Raw genomic sequence first — 16,370 nt, 5'->3', positions numbered from 1 at the left:
TTACATCAAAAAGCTCGTTGCTGTGTGCTCAGCAATGGGCTTTTATTTTGAGGATTGTCACTCGTCGCATAAGCGCACTACTTATTGCCTCGATGATCCAGCAGTTTGACCATCTGAACACAATACTTCAACAAATAAATATGTACTTGAGAGATCGTAAATAAAGCAGAGAGCAAAATATTCATGGTCATAAGTTGTCTATATTTCATACATCCCGTTTTGTTGTAACCCTTTTAAGTGAGACTGTTTCGTGAGATAATCTCCGTTTCTCTAAGTATAAGTTATTTAAAACTTCTTTAGGAAAAACAAAAAAAAATGAAGAAAGCAGCAACGCATAACATGCAAGCAGCTGTTCTTCATTGTTTTTATTCAGCACGATTAACTGCTTTTCCGCTGCCGGATTTTCCGCCACGGAAACTGAAGAAAATCAAAGCCAAGACGGCAGCGGCTAGGCCACCTAAAATAGAAATCAAAATGACAACGGCCATCGACGCTATTTGCAAAATACTTGTGATAATAATGGTTACAAATAAACCAAAACCAAAGCCGTAAATTGCAAATCGTTGCCAAGAAACGCGTTTTCCAAAACCGTAATAAATTTCGGCAACTGTCCCGCCAACAAGGACGATCGGCGCAGCAAATAATATTGCGGTAAAAATAAGCTGAGCTGTCAGTTCGCCGAAAAGCAGCGCTTCAAGTCCCAGACAAGAAAAAATTCCTAAGACAAACACGGTTAAGTAAGCAAATATAAAGCGCACCTATTTTTCACCCCCATTTTTTCACGTATCTAGTATATCAAAAAAAAAGCCGGATGTGCTGTTCCGGCTTTTTGACTTATTTATATTCAGCGGCATAATAATCTTCATCATCTTGAACGAGCATTTGTACACCTCGAATGATATTGAAGAAAAATAATACAATAGAAAAGATAATAAACGAAATTATTCCTGCAAAAGCGATAAATCCTAAAGTATCCGCGCTATCGGTGCTGATATGTGCAAGTGAGAAAATCGAAAATGCAAAGAATAAAGCGATAGTTGGTGCAAGATGAGAGATAAGCGCGATTTTAGCATGATGACGAATGTCTTTTGCCTCGCCAAAAACCCAAATGAAAAGCGGAACTAAGATCGGCGCGAAAAATATGCTGAAATAGCTGAGCGATTTAACCATTTTGTGGCTGTTCATAAAAAACATCCTTTCCTTTATCATAGTTTCATTATAAAGGAAGGATGTTTAGCGTTCATTCGAATCATGTGACAATTTCTGAAATTCGCGTGACAGTTTTGTAAGTTATAATACAGATTTGAGCGTCCACACTTTACTGCGCCACCTGCGATACATCAAAATTGAACGAATGCCTTCGTCAATCAAGTAAGCAAGCCAAACGCCGACTAGACCAAGCCCTGCTGTGATTCCGAGAAGATAAGAAAACGGCAGACTGACAATCCACATGACAATGATGCCGACAATGAACGGGAAGCGCACATCTCCTGTTGAATTAAGACTACTGATTAAAATAATATTTGTAGCACGGAAAAGTTCAAGCCCGATCGAAAGTAAAAATAGCTCTTTCGTCATCTGGATAATCGTTTCGCTGTCCGTGAAAAGCCCCATAATCGGCTCGGCAAAGAGATAAAGCAAAATGCTGACCGAAAGCGCAATGGCGAGTCCAATTTTCCAGCTGCGAAGCCCTTGGTTATAGGCTTTGTCAAGTTCCTTTGCGCCGACCGAGCGTCCGATGAGAATTTGTGAAGCTTGACCGATCGCAATGGCAAATAGAGCTACAAACTGACTTACGCTTGACGCATAGACTTTTGTCGTCAAAGCTTCCGTTCCGAGTAACGCGATGATTGCAGTGACAACTAACTGAGAACCGGCATAGGACATGTTTTCCCCAGCTGAGGGTAGGCCTAGCCGTAAAATGGCGAAGAGTAGCTTTTTAGAATAAAATTTGAGTTTCCCGAAAGTGAATATATATCCAATATATTTTTTCAACATATAAACAGCCATGACCATCCCGATAAAATTCGCCGCCATAGTCGCTATCCCAACTCCAGCCACACCAAGATCAAGGAAGCTTAGCGGGCCATAAAGAAATAAATAATTGCCGATTACGTTAATAATACTGAGTGTGATTGGAACAAGCATGGCTTGGCGTACATAGCCGTGAACACGAAGAATTGGCAAAATCGAAGAGTGAATCGCAATGATAATCGAACTCCCGCCGATGATTTCAAGAAATGGCGATCCGACACGGACAAGCTCTTCGTTCAAGCCAACAAGTCGAAGGAAGCTGTCGCTTGCGAAGATAAAAACAACACTCATAACCAGTCCAATTAGAAAGGCGACAATCAACCCGTTTGTAATAATTTTTTCGATCATATCGTGTTTTCTCGCACCTATCATTTGTGCAAGCAGAATTTGTACACCGACGCTAATAAAACCGTACATAATAATAGAAATAACAAGAATTTGATTAGCTACCCCAGTTGCAGCAACGGCTTCGTCCGAATAATGCCCTAACATAAAAACATCAATATAACTCATCATGATACGTAAAAATTGTTCGAGAAATATTGGCCAAGCGAGTGCAAATAAACTGAGAGAAGCGGTCTTCTTTGAATCCATTTATCGTCCTCCTTTCAAAAAGGGAATGAAACTAGTAGCAAGACATATTATAAGCGAATCACTTCTATAAGTATAGCCTTTTTTGAATAATTTAAAGATGTTTAATTTCTTACACTTTGATTAGGAAAAATGACGAATCTTTTACTTGACTTTTAGTCAAAAATTCATATACTTAGTTAAGTAAACTAAATAAAAAGGAGGGCAATGAGATGCAATCAGAAGAGTTGGATTTAGGACAATCAGTTGTACGGGCTTTCATGCACTTCAAGCGTGCTGAAATGATGAACTTCCAGATTGACGGTTACACAAAAGCTGAGATTCGTTTCATGTTTACGTTATTTCACGGTGTTCGCATGAGTGATTCAGAGCTTGGTGTCAGTGTAAGCGAAATTGGAAAGCGGCTACGCGTATCTAAACCGAGTGTTACCCAGCAAATCAATGCCCTAGAGGGAAAAGGATTAATTACGCGAATCCAAAATCCTGCGGATAAGCGGGCAGCTTACATTAATTTTACGGATAAAGGGAAAAAACTGACTGATCAAATAGTCGAGTATTTTCGTGAAAGCTTCCTTGATATGCAAGATTACTTAGGAGAAGAGGACATGCGGACATTAATCCGTCTACTCAGCAAACTTACGGACTATTTAAACAGCAAAGCGAACTATGAAGAAGGAGGCGAAGCGCCAAAATGATGCGTTTAATGAAACGGCTGAAACCGTACTCGCTTGGAATTGCAGTAGTACTTATTCTTACATTTGTCCAAGTTTTAGGACAGCTATATTTACCAACGCTAATGTCGAATATTATTGATAAAGGAATTGTCCAAGGCGACAAAGGCTATATTTGGAAGACGGGTTCTTTCATGCTTTTGATTTCTGCCGGAGCCGTTCTTTTATCTGTTGTCATCGTTTATTTAGCATCGCGAATTTCGATGGGGTTCGGACGCGATTTACGTGACAAGATTTTTAATCAAGTTGAAAATTTTTCATTGCAGGAATTTAATAAAGTGGGAACTTCGTCATTAATCACAAGGACAACAAATGATGTGGTTCAAATTCAAAACGTCCTTTATATGATGCTTCGGATGATGGTGATGGCACCAATCATGCTGATAGGCGGAATTATTATGGCGGTCAGCATGACGCTAAACTTTCGCTTATTTTCGTGGTTGTGTTGCCGCTTCTGCTTTTGCTTGTAATTGGACTTGGCGGAAAAGCGATGCCAATGTTTAAAAATCTGCAAAAAAAGATGGATAAATTAAACCGCGTCATTCGGGAAGGTTTGACGGGGATTCGTGTTATTCGTGCATTTAACCGCAACAAAGATGAACTTTCTAAATTTGAAGAAGCCAATAATGATTATGCCGTGACTGCGATCGGAGTAAACCGCTTGCTTGCGCTCATGAGCCCAATCATGATGCTGATTATGAATCTTACGAGTATCGCAATCATCTGGATTGGTTCACACTTCATCAGCGAAGGCAGCATGATGGTCGGCGATTTGATGGCATTTATCCAATACGCTATGCAGATCATGATGAGTTTCATGATGCTTTCTGCAGTCTTTATTTTCATTCCGCGTGCTGGAGCTTCAGCTGAACGGATTAATGAAGTGCTTGATATGAATGCTGAAATTGTAGATCCGGCTACACCAAAAACGAGCGACAAACCGGTCATGCTTGAGTTTGAAGAGGCAACGTTCCGTTATGAAGGGGCGGAAAAACCGGTGCTCGAAAATATATCTTTTAAAGCCCGAGCCGGTGAAACCATTGCAATTATTGGAAGTACCGGGTCAGGCAAGTCTACACTTGTAAACATGATTCCGCGCTTCTATGATGTCGAATCTGGTTCTGTGAAGGTAAACGGTGTGGATGTTCGCGAAATGGAGCAGGAAGCATTACGCGAAAAAATCGGCTTAGTGCCGCAAAAGGCCGTTTTATTTACTGGGGATATTGAGTCGAATATGCGTTATGGTAAAGAAGATGCGACAGAAGGCGAAATTTGGGATGCGCTCGAAATTGCTCAAGCGAAAAATTTTGTTGAACGTCAGTCGAAAGGGCTTCATGCTCGCGTTGAACAAGGCGGAAATAACTTTTCTGGCGGACAAAAACAACGCCTTGCCATTGCTCGCGCTTTAATTCGCAAACCAGAAATTTATATTTTTGATGACAGCTTCTCGGCGCTTGATTTTAAAACGGATGCTGCTCTACGTAAAAATTTAAAACCGGAAACTGAAAATGCTGTTACGATTATCGTCGCGCAGCGGATTACTTCGGTTGTAGATTCTGACCAAATCATTGTTTTAAATGAAGGAACAGTAGCCGGAATTGGTACTCACGAAGAGCTTAAAGAATCAAACGAAATTTATCGCGAAATTATGCGTTCGCAACTTTCAGAGGAGGAGATAGCATGAGTCCAGGACATGGTCATGGTGGTGGCATGGCAGTCACCTCGAAACCGAAGGATTTTAAGAAGACACTGATGCGGTTATTAGGCTATATGAAGCCGCGTACGATTGCTATTTCGGTTGTATTCTTATTTGCAATCCTCTCAACTATATTTAACATTTTCAGTCCAAAAGAGCTTGGGAAGGCAACGACGGAAATCTTTAAAGGTGTCATGAGTCCAGCGGGAATCAATGACGACAAAATTTTCGACATCTTATTTTTAGTATTCCTACTCTATCTGGGCAGTTCGATTTTCAGCTTCATCCAACAATTCGTGATGTCAAGCGTTGCTCAGCGGACGGTTTATGACATGCGGAGAGATTTGAAGGAAAAGATGGCGCGCCTGCCACTTAAGTATTACGACACGCGCTCAAACGGAGATATTTTAAGCCGGGCAGTTAATGATATGGATAATATTGCCAACACATTGCAACAGTCGCTTACGCAAGCGATCACGGCGATAGTGCAGCTAGTCGGTGTATTAATTATGATGCTTACGATTAGTTGGCAGATGACCTTGATTGTGGTTGCAACTGTGCCACTAAGCATTATTATCGTTGCGATTATTGCCGGAAAGTCGCAAGCATTCTTTGCGGCGCAACAGAGAAATCTCGGGATTTTAAATGATACGGTAGAAGAAACTTATGGTGGACAGACCATCGTAAAAGCTTTCGGACAAGAAAAGAATACCTTGGCGAAATTTGAAACCGTTAATGAAGATTACTACACAGCGGCTAAAAAAGCGCAGTTTATTTCGGGGATTATGATGCCGATGATGCAATTTGTCGGCAACCTCGGCTATGTGGCAGTCTGTGTCGGCGGCGGGATTTTTGTGACGAATGGTACGATTCAAGTAGGGGATATTCAATCGTTTACGCAATATGTTCAACTTTTCTCACAACCTATTTCAAGTGTGGCCAATATTGCCAACGTGATTCAATCGACGATCGCTTCGGCAGAACGTGTTTTTGAAATTATGGATGAGCAAGAAGAACAAGATGTGATTCCAGAACATGTTCAAGTAATTGAATCCGAAAAACAAAATATCGTTTTCGATCACGTTAAGTTTGGTTACACTCCAGACAAGCCGCTTATGAATGATTTGAGCTTTAAAGTAGATGAAGGACAAATGGTAGCAATTGTTGGACCAACTGGGGCAGGGAAGACGACGATCATTAACTTGCTGATGCGCTTCTATGATGTTGATGGCGGTTCAATCCGAGTGGAAGGTGTCGATACTCGAGATATGACGAAGGATGACGTTCGGGCTAAATTCGGTATGGTACTGCAAGATACGTGGCTCTTTAATGGTACGATTGCTGAAAACATCGCTTATGGGCGCGACGGAGCTACTCAAGAAGAAGTTGTTGCAGCAGCCAAAGCCGCATATGCAGATGACTTTATCCGCCGCTTGCCAGATGGTTATGATACGGTTCTGAATGAAGAAGGAACGAATATTTCGCAAGGACAAAAACAACTGCTGACAATTGCACGTGCAATTTTGTCTGATCCGTCGATTTTAATTCTCGATGAAGCGACATCAAGTGTAGATACACGGACAGAGCTTAATATTCAACTTGCGATGGGCAACTTGATGAAAGGGCGGACGAGTTTCGTGATCGCTCACCGGTTGTCAACGATTCGTGATGCTGATCTTATTCTCGTGATGAACCACGGCAATGTGATCGAGCAAGGTACGCACCAAGAATTGCTCGCTGAGAAAGGCTTTTATGCCGACCTATATAATAGTCAATTTACAGGTGCACAAGCTGTTTAATGAAAGAACGACTCGGAATCGGATGACTGATTCCGGGTCTTTTTTTACCCATTTGCTCCGCTTTCACTTCCAAATAATAAATTTCTTGAGCATCTCATTCGCTTTTATATACCCTATGGGGTATCATGAAAACAAAGGAGTGAATCAGATGTTTCAAAGAATACCATCAATAACTACAACAGAACTTGAAAAATTAGATCGGCCAGTGATCATTGACGTCCGTGAAACCCATGAATATAAGGGCGGACATATTCCCAAAGCTAAAAATGTGCCGCTTGGACAAATTGCGGCTTTCTCTTCAACAGAACCGGTTTACGTCATTTGTGCTTCGGGAATGCGCAGCAAACGTGCAGCGAAAATTCTGCGCAAAAACGGCGTCGAGGTAACGAATGTCCGCGGTGGAATGATGGCTTGGCAAGGACTTGTTAAAGGAGGAATAAAATGAGAATCGTTATTATCGGCGGAGTAGCCGGCGGAATGTCGGCTGCAACACGGCTTAGACGTTTAGATGAAGAAGCAGAAATTATTGTACTGGAAAAAGGGCCTTATGTCTCTTTCGCCAATTGCGGGTTGCCATACTATATCTCGCGTGAAATCGAAGAACGTGAAGATTTGCTTGTGCAAACGCCAGAAAGTCTCAGAGCACGCTTCCAGATCGATGTGCGCCCTTATCATGAGGCGATGTCGATTCAACCCGACCAAAAAAGCATCACGGTAAAAAATGCCGAAGGAGAATTTGAACTTAGCTATGACAAACTAATTTTATCTCCCGGAGCACGTCCTGTCACACCGCCAATTGAAGGATTAAACGAAGCGGAAAATTTATTTACGGTGCGTTCAGTTCCAAATGTAGATGCCATTCAAGCATTTATCGAACAAAATCATCCAAAAAAAGCAGTAGTCATCGGAGCAGGCTTTATCGGCATGGAAATGGCTGAAAGCTTGAAACAGCGCGGCTTAGAAGTAACAATTGTCGAAAAATCCGAGCATGTGCTACCGCCGCTAGATACTGAAATGGCTGTTCCAATCGAACAAGAACTGCTTAAGAATCAAGTGAACCTTGAACTTGGTGCTGGAGCAAAGGCATTCCGCGATAAAGGTAAAAAGATTGAGCTTGACACCGGGAAAGTTCTTGCGAGCGATTTAACAATCCTTGCGATCGGAGTCGCGCCGGAAACCAGCTTAGCAGAGTCAGCCGGCATCAAAACCGGTTTGCGCGGCGGAATCCTCGTCGATGAAGATTACGCAACAAACGTGCCGGACATTTATGCGATTGGTGATGCAATCGTTGTGAAACAAATTGTGAGCGGTCAAGATGCACTAATTTCGCTGGCGTCGCCTGCAAACCGCCAAGGACGTATGGTAGCAGATATTATTTTCGGCAAAAAACGCAGCAATGTAGGATTCCTCGGCACTGCCATTGTCCGCGTGTTCAGCTTAGCTGCTGCATCGACGGGATTAAACGAAAAAGCTTTGCAAGCTACTGAAATTCCGTATCAAGTGATCCATATTCAAGGTAAGAGCCATGCGAGCTACTTCCCAGGCAATACGCCGATACTCTTAAAAGTACTGTTCAGCCAAGCGGATGGGAAAATCTTAGGAGCACAAGCGGTTGGGGAAAACGGCGTAGATAAACGGATTGATATTTTAGCGACAGCGATCAAAGCGGGTATGACAATTTCTGACTTACCAGAACTTGAATTCACTTACGCGCCGCCATTTGGATCGGCCAAGGACCCTGTCAATATGGCTGGCTACGCTGGAATGAATATCTATGAAGGCTTATCTGACAATATTCAGTGGCACGAACTTCAAGGTGAGCTATCAAATGGAGCGCTGCTGCTTGATGTCCGCAACGCGGCGGAACTTGAAAACGGAAAAATTAAAAATGCGTATCACATCCCGCTGCACGAACTTCGCGACCGAGCAGAATCAGAACTCGACAAAGCGAAGCCGATTGTGGTAACCTGCCAAGTAGGACTTAGAGGCTATCTAGCGGAACGTATTTTGAAAAACTTAGGCTATCAAGTGAAAAATTTGGATGGCGGATTCAGCTTGTATCAATCTGTCATGCCGGAAGAGGTGGAATAAAATGTATTTATCAACGACAACAGCGGAACTCCGTCAGGAACTGGATCAATATCAAATTTTAGATGTTCGAGACGCGGAGGATTTCGCAAACGGTCATATTCAAGGAGCTGTGAATATTCCAATCACAGAACTAGCGGAGGCGTATCCGAAACTTGACCAAACCGCGAGTTACGCCATTATTTGCTATGCTGGCGGCAGATCTGAACAAGCATCACGGTTTTTAGGCGATAAAGGCTATCAAGTAACCAATGTGATGGGAGGAATGGGCGCATGGCAGGGAGAAATCGTGAACTAACGTATGATGACAAATTGAAAAACCGGCTGAAGCGGGCGGAAGGACAAATTCGCGGGATTTTAAAAATGATGGACGACGAAAAGGACTGCCGTGATATCGTTACGCAGCTTAGTGCAGTCAGGACTAGTGTTGACCGCGTAATCGGGCTTGTCGTTGCGGAGAATTTAGCGGTTTGTATCGAACGCGAGAACGAGAGCGGGAATGAAAATACGGAAGCGTATATCGAAGAGGCTATTAATTTGCTAGTCAAAAGTAGATAAAAGAAGCGGAAACTGAGAAAATTCTCTCGGCTTCCGCTTCTTTTATTAAAATTTTGCAGCAAGTAATTCTGCTTCTTTGCGTCCTGCCTCAATGATGGTTTGTGCTTGATCAGGAGCAGCGTTATGTCCTTCAACAACAACGGTTTCTACATCTGTGATACCAAAATGATTTAAGATGTTTTTTACGTAGTTAAGTGACATTTCATAGCTTTCCATCGGGCCATCAGAATAAATTCCGCCGCGCGCGTTAAGAAGAGCTACTTTCTTATCGCCAACAAGGCCAACAGGACCCTCTGGCGTATATTTAAAGGTTTTTCCAGCTTGATTCAAATAGAAAAGATAAGTTAAGAATTGAGCTGGAATACTGAAATTCCATAATGGGAAAGCCATAACGACTTTATCAGCTTTTAGAAATTGATCAAGATAGCCGTTTGCAATGTCAGCTAGACGCTTTTCATCTGCAGATAAAGGCTCGCCAGCTACTTCTTTGTGCAAACCGCTCATCATCACGCCGTCGTAGTACGGCAAGTCAGCTTCGAACAAGTTCAGTTCAGTGACTTGGTCAGCAGGATGATTTTTTTTGTAACTTTCTAAGAAAGTTTCGTACAAGGTAACACTTACAGAGCTTTCAGCAGGAAGCCCATTTGCTTTAATAAATAATACGTTTGACATGTTTGTTTTTTTCCTCCTAAAAATTTGTATACGCTTAAGTGTAACTGAAATCCTCATTGATTAGCAACTAATTGGCTTACAAAAAGTTAGTTAGAAAAATGAATCAGAAGTTTTTGGCAAAAAGTGCTAAAATAAATAAGGTGAGGAGTGATTGGTTTGGAAATAAGAGAAATTCAAAAAGAAGAAATTCATAAAATTAAAAAATTGCGGGATTACGCGTTTCGAACGTCTTCAGGCGGCGGAGAAGAAGATTTTTTTTTATTGGATGGAACATGGAAGGCGTTTTGGAGCATTTGAAGATGAAGAGCTTGCAGCACAAGTGATGACCTATCCGCTTGCTGTTTCGTTATTTGGGGAGCGCTATGAAATGGGCGGTATTGCTTATGTAGCAACTTATCCCGAACATCGCCGCGGTGGCTTAATTCGGCAGTTGATGACAAAATCTATTTCGGCGATGCGCGAAAACGGGCAAATTATTTCCTATCTCCATCCGTTTGACGTGACATTTTACCGTAAATTCGGCTATGAGTTAGCATTTAAAGAAACGCGTATGGAACTTCGATTGAAACAGTTCATGCAAAAAAGCACGGGTGTTGGGAAAATCAAACGAATCAGTCATTCTAACGCAGACTTTGAACTAGCAAAACAAATTTATGCAAGCTATGCGGAAAGGCATAACGGTATGCTTATTCGTGATGATGCTTGGTGGGCTCGCCTAGCTCGCCGTGGCTATGTGAATGAAATTGCGCTTTATTTGGATGAGAATGGTGAAGCGCAAGGCTATTTAAGCTTTGCATTTAAAGGGGTTCAGATGATTGTTCACGAATTAGTCGGACTTACAAGTGTAGCTGAAACGGAGCTGTGGGCATTTATTTCAAGCCACGATTCGATGTTTGAAAAGGTGACGATTAAGAACGCCGGAGAGGTGGACGAGTTAGCCTTAAGTCTCGCTAATCCGACGGCGCTTAGGGTGACTCAAGAGCTGACCTTCATGGTGCGGATTGTGGATGTTAAACGCTTTTTGGAACGTTATCCTTTCCCGGAACTTGAAGAACCGCTTTATTTCAAAATTAAAGATGAAACGGCGCCATTTAATGAAGGAGTTTACAAAGTAGCAAAAGGAATTGAGAAGGTTTCTGAGGCTCCGCGGCAAGAGGTAGTCGAAGCGAATATTGGAGCATTCAGCCAGATGTTGCTTGGCTTTGCACGACCAGAGCTTTTGCGGGCTCAAGGGAAAATAAAAATCTCAAAAGAAACGGCTGCTCGTCTAGAAGCAATTATTCCACATGAGATACCTCGCTTTTATGATAATTTTTAACAAAAAAGAACAGTCCTTCGTTAGGAGAGAAGGGCTGTTTTTGGTTGAAAGATTAGTTTGCAGTGCGAAATTGACCGATATCAAAATTGGAATCGTAGTAATCTTGCAGGCGGTGAATATCTTTGATAATAAAAGGTTTGCTACTCGACGCTAAAATATCTTGTTCTACTAAAAAATTGATTTGAGCGGAAATGGCTGACTGTGAGCAGTTGCAAAGTGATGCTAATACGGATTGTGAAATCGCAGCCGGAAGTGTATAGGTAGAATCATTCTCTTTGCCGATAAGAAGTGCTAAAATTTCTAAGTTAACTGAAAGATTTTCAAGTGGTGGGAGTCGACTTAGAGACGACATCAAGATGGAAATCGTGACAGATGCCAAGCATGCCTCGGTCAAAAAATGAAAGAATTTAGGCTGACTGTACAAATGATCAATTAAAAAATCACGGTCGATTTGATAGATCGTCATGTTAGTCGCAGCTCGTATTTGATGCGGGAAATTAATTTCGAAGGATTTATAATCTGCAAAGATAGGTTTAGAATGAAAAAGTGTCCAATCCGAGTAAAAGGAAACTACTCTCGCCTGATGATCTTGAATAACTTCAAAAAAAGCTACACCTTCTTTGATGATAAAAACGGAGTCGCTTTTACGTGAAGCAGGTGTGATAATCAAATCTTTCTTTTTAAGGTGCAGTTCCCGAACATGATTTTCTGAAAGCACTGCATTTTGTTTCAAGTATTCAAGCAAGTCGCGCATAAAAGATTGTGTGGTTTTATATTGGCTTTGTGTCATAATAGCCTCCAATAAAAAGGTAATTTTTTTACATATTTCATATTCTAACGATAATAAAAACTCTTTTTATAGTCAATCATCCAAGCTTTATTTATAGTCCTAAAAGCAGCGTCGTCATAAAATGTTCAAATTTTTTTGCGTTTTAACAGCCCATTGTATATAAACTTTATTACACGTATATGGTATAATTATCAATTTATTCCATAAAATGCACATTGGGTCGGATTTACTAATAAAAAAGTGTACCAAACGAGGTACACTTTTTATTAGACAGGAGATACAAAATTTTGTTTTTTTAGAAATTGCGGATCTCGAACGAGCAATGGTGTATAAGTAGAGGCCAATGTTCCGTTTTCTACTAATTTCTTTAGACGTAGAGAAATTGCACTCTGTGATAAGCTACACAAAGACGCAAGTACAGATTGGTTGATAGCAGAAGGAATGGATACACCATCATTTCCAATCACTCCTACGGAATCCATGATGATTTTTAGCATCATATCGATACGGTTTTGGGTAGGGAGCTTATGGATATGTGAGATTAGCTGTGCAGAACTAAGTTCACGCAAGACGGTTTGAAAGAGAAAGTTTAAATGTTTAGGCTGTGCATACAGGTGATCCATCATAAAATCACAGTCAATTTTATAAGCTGTTACTTTAGAACCGGCTCGAAGCTGTCTGGGGAAAAGGGAGAGGTATTCTTTGAAATTGCTGTAGAGGCTTTCCGGGGAATAAAGTTGGTTGGGGGTTAAAAAATAAATCACTTCTCTCTCTTTGCTTTCTGAAGGTATTTCAATGAAGGCAATGCCGGTTTTGATGAGATAAAAGTAATTTGGAGATTCTGTAGACGGGACAATAATTTCGTTTTTAGCAAAGCAGACTTCTTGAATATAACGTGAAGATAGATCGGAAAATGTATTGAGATAGGTTAAGAGTTCTTGCATTCCAAGTACTGCAGCATAGTCGTCTATAAAGTTCATAACATCCCTCGCTTTTGTGAATTATAATACAATGAAATGATAAAGTATAGACATGGAAAAGTCAATGTTAATCTTTATATTTTAAACAAAATGAAATATATTTGATAAATGAATAATTATTAGTCATTATGTTCTTTAATACCTTATATTATCTTTTTTAATAAGTATGTAATGGTTTTATTGAATTTTTATTCAGTGGTCAACCAAATTTTGATTGTATTAATATTAGATTTTGTGTATAAAAAGAAGCGTATAAACAGAGTTATACGCTTCTTTTAGATTTGCTATACTGTGCGAAGTAATCCAGGTTGTCTGTACTTGTGATGTGTGCATTGCATTTTTCTGCATCCAGACAAATATAGTTGCTGAGTGCTTTATAGGTATTGGTTTTAGTGTTTAGTGAAACATCAATTGTGAAAAGACCAACATCCGTTACTTGATGACAAAAATAGCACAAGTTCTTTTTTTGACTGGGAATGAAGTTGCCTTTTAAACCGACTAGGTCCCCATCAAGTTGATGAATGATGAACTTTTTCATTGATCCTTTGTCAAACCAACTCAGATAGGATAATTCTCGTAAATTCATAGAGGTTAAATCTGGTGGATGCAGCTTCTTTGTTTTTTTTGAATAGTTTTTTGATTTGTGCTTCACTGAGTAAAGGGAATTCAATTAAATAGGGTAACAATGATTCTCTAAACCGCTCGAAATCCTGCTCGTTTTTAATCGTCGTTAAGGGGTTTAATAGGTCGAGTTGTGGAATGGTTAGTTCATGAAATAAAGCTTCTGCTTTGCTTAAAGAGTAAAAAGCAAATTCAGTTTTTATTTTAGAATCATTCACACTGCGCTCTGCATCTAGTACGTGCTTCGCTTGGCGCATGATAGCGTTAAAGATATGATTTTGGATAAAAGCTTCCATTATTTTGGCACCTCCAATTGCTATTTTAAAGGGGAAGGGTAATAATTGGCTAGTGTCGAGAACAGTTATAATTAAGTTAAAGAAAAAACTCGCGGATATTTATCAGCGAGTTTTACGATATACGATAATTTTTAATAGTACTTTCAGAGAGAAAGTGCTGATTTGCTAATTCTTTAATTGAAGATCCGTTTGCAAAAGCAGATTTGATAGCCTTATTTCGCTCTTTTATAAATGCCCTGGTGCCAGACTTTTCTCCCCATGACGTTTTTTTACGGGTAGGGATATAAAGTACCGTTCCTTCAATATAATTTTGAATTTCAGCAATTAGTTTTTCCGGTAGAATATCTTGAACAGATTGATATTTCATGTAGGCTCGCTCCTTTATTATTTTAATAAATAATAAGTTGGCAAAGCCATTTTAGTTGGCGATTTTTAGTTTACCACTCCATACAAAGTATCGCCGCTAAAAGAGGCTTTGCATGGAACGCTTGATTATGAGCTGATTTCATCACTCATCACCCCCATTCGTTATTAATATAAGACTTTTTCAAACTTTTGTAAAGAGCTTCTATTTGGCAGAAATGTATAAATTGGAAGTATGGCAGTCGATATCTTGGAAAAGGATTGCTATAATAGAAGAAAAGAGAGGTGAGTGCCGTGAATTTTGGTGAAAAACTAATAAGTCTTCGTAAAAAGAACCGTTTGACGCAAAAAGAGCTAGCGAAGAAAATCGGGGTAACACCGTCAACGATAAGCAAGTATGAAAATTCGACACATCGGCCACCGATCTTTATGCTCGCTAAGCTTGCGGAAACGCTCGGTACTACAACTGATTTTTTGTTAGATGACGTTGTAGGACTGCGTGAGAAAAACTCTGTAAACGCTTTTCCACTAATTGGGAATCCAGAGCTTGAAAAATGGTATTTAGAATTGCCTTATTCATTTTCAGAAAAAGATTTAACTTTGATCAAGGAAATATCTGAAGTTATTTTAAAGCAAAATAAGTGAGTTCTCTTAAGTTGTGCTTAAGAGAACTCACTTATTTTTTATTCTTCCGCGTCTTCTGCTGAAAACTCATTATGAGAAGAAAAATGATAATTCATTTGATTTTCGGCAATAAAGCTTGGTGGTGAGAAAAACATAGGGGCATTTGGAAATTTAGCTTCGACTTTTCTCATTTTTTGAGAAAACTTCATGTGGAGCATCGAAGTTCTGGCAATTTGATTATTAAATGAACTAAGTGAAAGGTCAAGAATAACGCTTTCTGAATTCGTAAACTGAATGTAGGTTCTATTGTTATCGGCAGCTCTATAGTCCTTGATGTGTTGCGGAAAAACCCAGACGCAATGTGGGTTGAGTGGAGAAGTGGTGGGAAAAACATAAGTGAATGAAATAGGATCAATAATAATCGGTGGCTTATGTGTAATACCTATCAAATGTCTAGTGCCTTCTCTTCTTCCATCATAATTTGCCCCGAAATATTTACAGCTAGTTTTAATTAATTCAAAGGGGGTAAACTTTGATATAGAGTGAGAGCCAAGTTCTAAAACCTCGGAATACAGCGATCCACCAACTCTATAGGGCAGAATAATCATGGTGCGTGGGTTCACTTCATAAATTTGTTGGCCTTGTGTTTTTTTCAATTCAAACATCTCCTTCTTCTTAGTTTGTCTTCAATCTATGAAAAGAAGTTTGGATAATGAAAACTTCTAACCACCAATTTGGCGTTCTATCCCGTTAGTTGCCTGCTATTATAGCATACAAGTTTAGCTACGTCAGTAAAATTTAGAAAAGTTGGATTTTTGGACCATTTAATGATTTTTAAGCCGGAATATAGAATTTTCGAGTGAATTTGGCAATAAGTATTCTGACAAAGGAGTGATTAGTCGTGGAAATGCGTGATTTTTCAAATTCATTGATGAACCAAGTCGGCATGTTGAAAGGTGAAAAAGAAGTAACCAATATTTTTATTGAATGCTACATGACAATGCTCCTAGAGGAACGCAGAGTAGAACAGCTCAGAGCGAAGATCGACCAAGCGCTCGATAATGGAGATAAAGAACAATTTAAGCAGCTGACAGCTGAATTAATTCAACTTGAAAAGGAAATGCTAGCATTTAAGTGATTTTTATGAAAAACTAAGGGAGTGTCGAGCTGCCTTAGTTTTTTTGTGCAGTCAAAATTTCAAGTGAAGAA

General features: G+C 40.1%; 21 protein-coding genes and 1 pseudogene. 12 read left to right on the top strand and 10 right to left on the bottom strand.

All coding sequences use genetic code 11. From position 1 onward, the window contains the following. Positions 1–365: 365 nt before the first annotated feature. The 3 genes from MFLO_RS00325 to MFLO_RS00315 all read right to left on the bottom strand — a co-directional run bounded on the left by MFLO_RS00325 (position 366) and on the right by MFLO_RS00315 (position 2,628). On the bottom strand, positions 366–758 hold the full coding sequence (locus MFLO_RS00325; protein ID WP_036095509.1) for a hypothetical protein: 393 nt from the start codon (positions 756–758) through the stop codon (positions 366–368). Positions 759–834: 76 nt separating this feature from the next. Next, positions 835–1,194: a magnetosome magnetite crystal formation protein family gene (locus MFLO_RS00320; protein ID WP_479481398.1), complete on the bottom strand. Its 360-nt coding sequence runs from the start codon at positions 1,192–1,194 to the stop codon at positions 835–837. Between the two features lie 96 nt (positions 1,195–1,290). Further along, positions 1,291–2,628, bottom strand: coding sequence for an MATE family efflux transporter (locus MFLO_RS00315; RefSeq protein ID WP_036095505.1), 1,338 nt, complete (start codon positions 2,626–2,628; stop codon positions 1,291–1,293). A gap of 209 nt (positions 2,629–2,837) precedes the next feature. Between MFLO_RS00315 and MFLO_RS00310 the strand changes: the two genes are divergently transcribed. The 8 genes and pseudogenes from MFLO_RS00310 to MFLO_RS00280 all read left to right on the top strand — a co-directional run bounded on the left by MFLO_RS00310 (position 2,838) and on the right by MFLO_RS00280 (position 9,497). Then, positions 2,838–3,320, top strand: coding sequence for a MarR family winged helix-turn-helix transcriptional regulator (locus MFLO_RS00310; RefSeq protein ID WP_036095502.1), 483 nt, complete (start codon positions 2,838–2,840; stop codon positions 3,318–3,320). Further along, positions 3,317–4,113, top strand: a pseudogene (locus tag MFLO_RS17085) (ABC transporter permease); the annotation flags it as partial. The gene MFLO_RS00310 and the pseudogene MFLO_RS17085, both read left to right, overlap by 4 nt. Continuing rightward, positions 4,114–5,040: an ABC transporter ATP-binding protein gene (locus tag MFLO_RS17080; RefSeq protein WP_420912508.1), complete on the top strand. Its 927-nt coding sequence runs from the start codon at positions 4,114–4,116 to the stop codon at positions 5,038–5,040. It abuts the pseudogene before it with no gap. Then, positions 5,037–6,851: an ABC transporter ATP-binding protein gene (locus MFLO_RS00300; RefSeq protein WP_036095500.1), complete on the top strand. Its 1,815-nt coding sequence runs from the start codon at positions 5,037–5,039 to the stop codon at positions 6,849–6,851. The genes MFLO_RS17080 and MFLO_RS00300 overlap by 4 nt, the downstream gene beginning before the upstream one ends. 148 nt (positions 6,852–6,999) lie before the next feature. Continuing rightward, entirely contained in the window at positions 7,000–7,296 is a 297-nt protein-coding gene (locus tag MFLO_RS00295) for a rhodanese-like domain-containing protein (RefSeq protein WP_036095498.1), read from the top strand. Then, the gene (locus MFLO_RS00290) at positions 7,293–8,942 is read left to right on the top strand and encodes an FAD-dependent oxidoreductase (RefSeq protein ID WP_036095497.1); all 1,650 of its coding nucleotides are present in this window, start codon (positions 7,293–7,295) and stop codon (positions 8,940–8,942) included. The genes MFLO_RS00295 and MFLO_RS00290 overlap by 4 nt, the downstream gene beginning before the upstream one ends. A 1-nt stretch (position 8,943) precedes the next feature. Further along, the gene (locus MFLO_RS00285; protein WP_036095494.1) at positions 8,944–9,237 is read left to right on the top strand and encodes a rhodanese-like domain-containing protein; all 294 of its coding nucleotides are present in this window, start codon (positions 8,944–8,946) and stop codon (positions 9,235–9,237) included. After that, complete coding sequence (locus MFLO_RS00280) at positions 9,213–9,497, top strand: metal-sensitive transcriptional regulator (RefSeq protein WP_036095492.1); 285 nt, start codon at positions 9,213–9,215, stop codon at positions 9,495–9,497. The genes MFLO_RS00285 and MFLO_RS00280 overlap by 25 nt, the downstream gene beginning before the upstream one ends. Before the next feature lie 45 nt (positions 9,498–9,542). On the opposite strand, the gene MFLO_RS00275 is transcribed toward MFLO_RS00280, so the two are convergent. Then, the gene (locus MFLO_RS00275; RefSeq protein ID WP_036095490.1) at positions 9,543–10,169 is read right to left on the bottom strand and encodes an FMN-dependent NADH-azoreductase; all 627 of its coding nucleotides are present in this window, start codon (positions 10,167–10,169) and stop codon (positions 9,543–9,545) included. A gap of 156 nt (positions 10,170–10,325) precedes the next feature. Here MFLO_RS00275 and MFLO_RS15630 point away from each other — a divergent pair, with 156 nt between their 5' ends. After that, positions 10,326–10,466 (top strand): hypothetical protein, encoded by a 141-nt coding sequence (locus tag MFLO_RS15630; RefSeq protein WP_162148124.1) that lies wholly within the window; start codon positions 10,326–10,328, stop codon positions 10,464–10,466. Further along, positions 10,435–11,487 (top strand): GNAT family N-acetyltransferase, encoded by a 1,053-nt coding sequence (locus tag MFLO_RS00270; RefSeq protein WP_051993338.1) that lies wholly within the window; start codon positions 10,435–10,437, stop codon positions 11,485–11,487. The genes MFLO_RS15630 and MFLO_RS00270 overlap by 32 nt, the downstream gene beginning before the upstream one ends. A 52-nt stretch (positions 11,488–11,539) precedes the next feature. Here the strand turns inward: MFLO_RS00270 and MFLO_RS00265 are convergent, their stop codons facing one another. The 5 genes from MFLO_RS00265 to MFLO_RS00245 all read right to left on the bottom strand — a co-directional run bounded on the left by MFLO_RS00265 (position 11,540) and on the right by MFLO_RS00245 (position 14,541). Continuing rightward, on the bottom strand, positions 11,540–12,277 hold the full coding sequence (locus MFLO_RS00265) for a Crp/Fnr family transcriptional regulator (protein WP_051993336.1): 738 nt from the start codon (positions 12,275–12,277) through the stop codon (positions 11,540–11,542). A 266-nt stretch (positions 12,278–12,543) separates the two neighbouring features. Beyond that, positions 12,544–13,257, bottom strand: a complete 714-nt coding sequence (locus MFLO_RS00260) for a Crp/Fnr family transcriptional regulator (protein ID WP_036095487.1) — start codon at positions 13,255–13,257, stop codon at positions 12,544–12,546. Between the two features lie 262 nt (positions 13,258–13,519). After that, positions 13,520–13,843, bottom strand: coding sequence for an FBP domain-containing protein (locus MFLO_RS00255; RefSeq protein WP_077913101.1), 324 nt, complete (start codon positions 13,841–13,843; stop codon positions 13,520–13,522). Beyond that, positions 13,806–14,174, bottom strand: a complete 369-nt coding sequence (locus MFLO_RS00250) for an elongation factor G-binding protein (RefSeq protein ID WP_036095485.1) — start codon at positions 14,172–14,174, stop codon at positions 13,806–13,808. Before MFLO_RS00250 ends, MFLO_RS00255 begins: the two co-directional genes overlap by 38 nt. Before the next feature lie 112 nt (positions 14,175–14,286). Beyond that, positions 14,287–14,541, bottom strand: a complete 255-nt coding sequence (locus MFLO_RS00245) for a CD3324 family protein (RefSeq protein WP_036095483.1) — start codon at positions 14,539–14,541, stop codon at positions 14,287–14,289. A gap of 290 nt (positions 14,542–14,831) precedes the next feature. On the opposite strand from MFLO_RS00245, the gene MFLO_RS00240 reads away from it, so the two are divergent. Continuing rightward, positions 14,832–15,182: a helix-turn-helix domain-containing protein gene (locus tag MFLO_RS00240; RefSeq protein WP_036095482.1), complete on the top strand. Its 351-nt coding sequence runs from the start codon at positions 14,832–14,834 to the stop codon at positions 15,180–15,182. Positions 15,183–15,220: 38 nt separating this feature from the next. Here the strand turns inward: MFLO_RS00240 and MFLO_RS00235 are convergent, their stop codons facing one another. Continuing rightward, positions 15,221–15,817 carry a competence protein ComK gene (locus tag MFLO_RS00235; protein WP_036095480.1) on the bottom strand — a complete coding sequence of 199 codons (597 nt, stop codon included), beginning with the start codon at positions 15,815–15,817 and terminating at the stop codon, positions 15,221–15,223. A gap of 245 nt (positions 15,818–16,062) precedes the next feature. On the opposite strand from MFLO_RS00235, the gene MFLO_RS00230 reads away from it, so the two are divergent. After that, on the top strand, positions 16,063–16,299 hold the full coding sequence (locus MFLO_RS00230; RefSeq protein WP_036095476.1) for an IDEAL domain-containing protein: 237 nt from the start codon (positions 16,063–16,065) through the stop codon (positions 16,297–16,299). Positions 16,300–16,370: the final 71 nt, after the last annotated feature.

This window comes from Listeria floridensis FSL S10-1187 (assembly GCF_000525875.1).
In the GTDB taxonomy this organism is placed as follows: Bacteria; Bacillota; Bacilli; order Lactobacillales; family Listeriaceae; genus Listeria; species Listeria floridensis.
Note: the sequence above shows the minus strand (reverse complement) of the source record. Positions and strands in the feature narration are given on the sequence as shown.

Coding starts and splice junctions, on each gene's coding strand:
- MFLO_RS00320 (WP_479481398.1), bottom strand. CDS start 1,194: ATGTTTTTTATGAACAGCCACAAAATGGTTAAATCGCTCAGCTATTTC.
- MFLO_RS00315 (WP_036095505.1), bottom strand. CDS start 2,628: ATGGATTCAAAGAAGACCGCTTCTCTCAGTTTATTTGCACTCGCTTGG.
- MFLO_RS00310 (WP_036095502.1), top strand. CDS start 2,838: ATGCAATCAGAAGAGTTGGATTTAGGACAATCAGTTGTACGGGCTTTC.
- MFLO_RS17080 (WP_420912508.1), top strand. CDS start 4,114: ATGATGGTCGGCGATTTGATGGCATTTATCCAATACGCTATGCAGATC.
- MFLO_RS00300 (WP_036095500.1), top strand. CDS start 5,037: ATGAGTCCAGGACATGGTCATGGTGGTGGCATGGCAGTCACCTCGAAA.
- MFLO_RS00295 (WP_036095498.1), top strand. CDS start 7,000: ATGTTTCAAAGAATACCATCAATAACTACAACAGAACTTGAAAAATTA.
- MFLO_RS00290 (WP_036095497.1), top strand. CDS start 7,293: ATGAGAATCGTTATTATCGGCGGAGTAGCCGGCGGAATGTCGGCTGCA.
- MFLO_RS00285 (WP_036095494.1), top strand. CDS start 8,944: ATGTATTTATCAACGACAACAGCGGAACTCCGTCAGGAACTGGATCAA.
- MFLO_RS00280 (WP_036095492.1), top strand. CDS start 9,213: ATGGCAGGGAGAAATCGTGAACTAACGTATGATGACAAATTGAAAAAC.
- MFLO_RS00275 (WP_036095490.1), bottom strand. CDS start 10,169: ATGTCAAACGTATTATTTATTAAAGCAAATGGGCTTCCTGCTGAAAGC.
- MFLO_RS00270 (WP_051993338.1), top strand. CDS start 10,435: ATGGAACATGGAAGGCGTTTTGGAGCATTTGAAGATGAAGAGCTTGCA.
- MFLO_RS00265 (WP_051993336.1), bottom strand. CDS start 12,277: ATGACACAAAGCCAATATAAAACCACACAATCTTTTATGCGCGACTTG.
- MFLO_RS00260 (WP_036095487.1), bottom strand. CDS start 13,257: ATGAACTTTATAGACGACTATGCTGCAGTACTTGGAATGCAAGAACTC.
- MFLO_RS00255 (WP_077913101.1), bottom strand. CDS start 13,843: ATGAATTTACGAGAATTATCCTATCTGAGTTGGTTTGACAAAGGATCA.
- MFLO_RS00250 (WP_036095485.1), bottom strand. CDS start 14,174: ATGGAAGCTTTTATCCAAAATCATATCTTTAACGCTATCATGCGCCAA.
- MFLO_RS00245 (WP_036095483.1), bottom strand. CDS start 14,541: ATGAAATATCAATCTGTTCAAGATATTCTACCGGAAAAACTAATTGCT.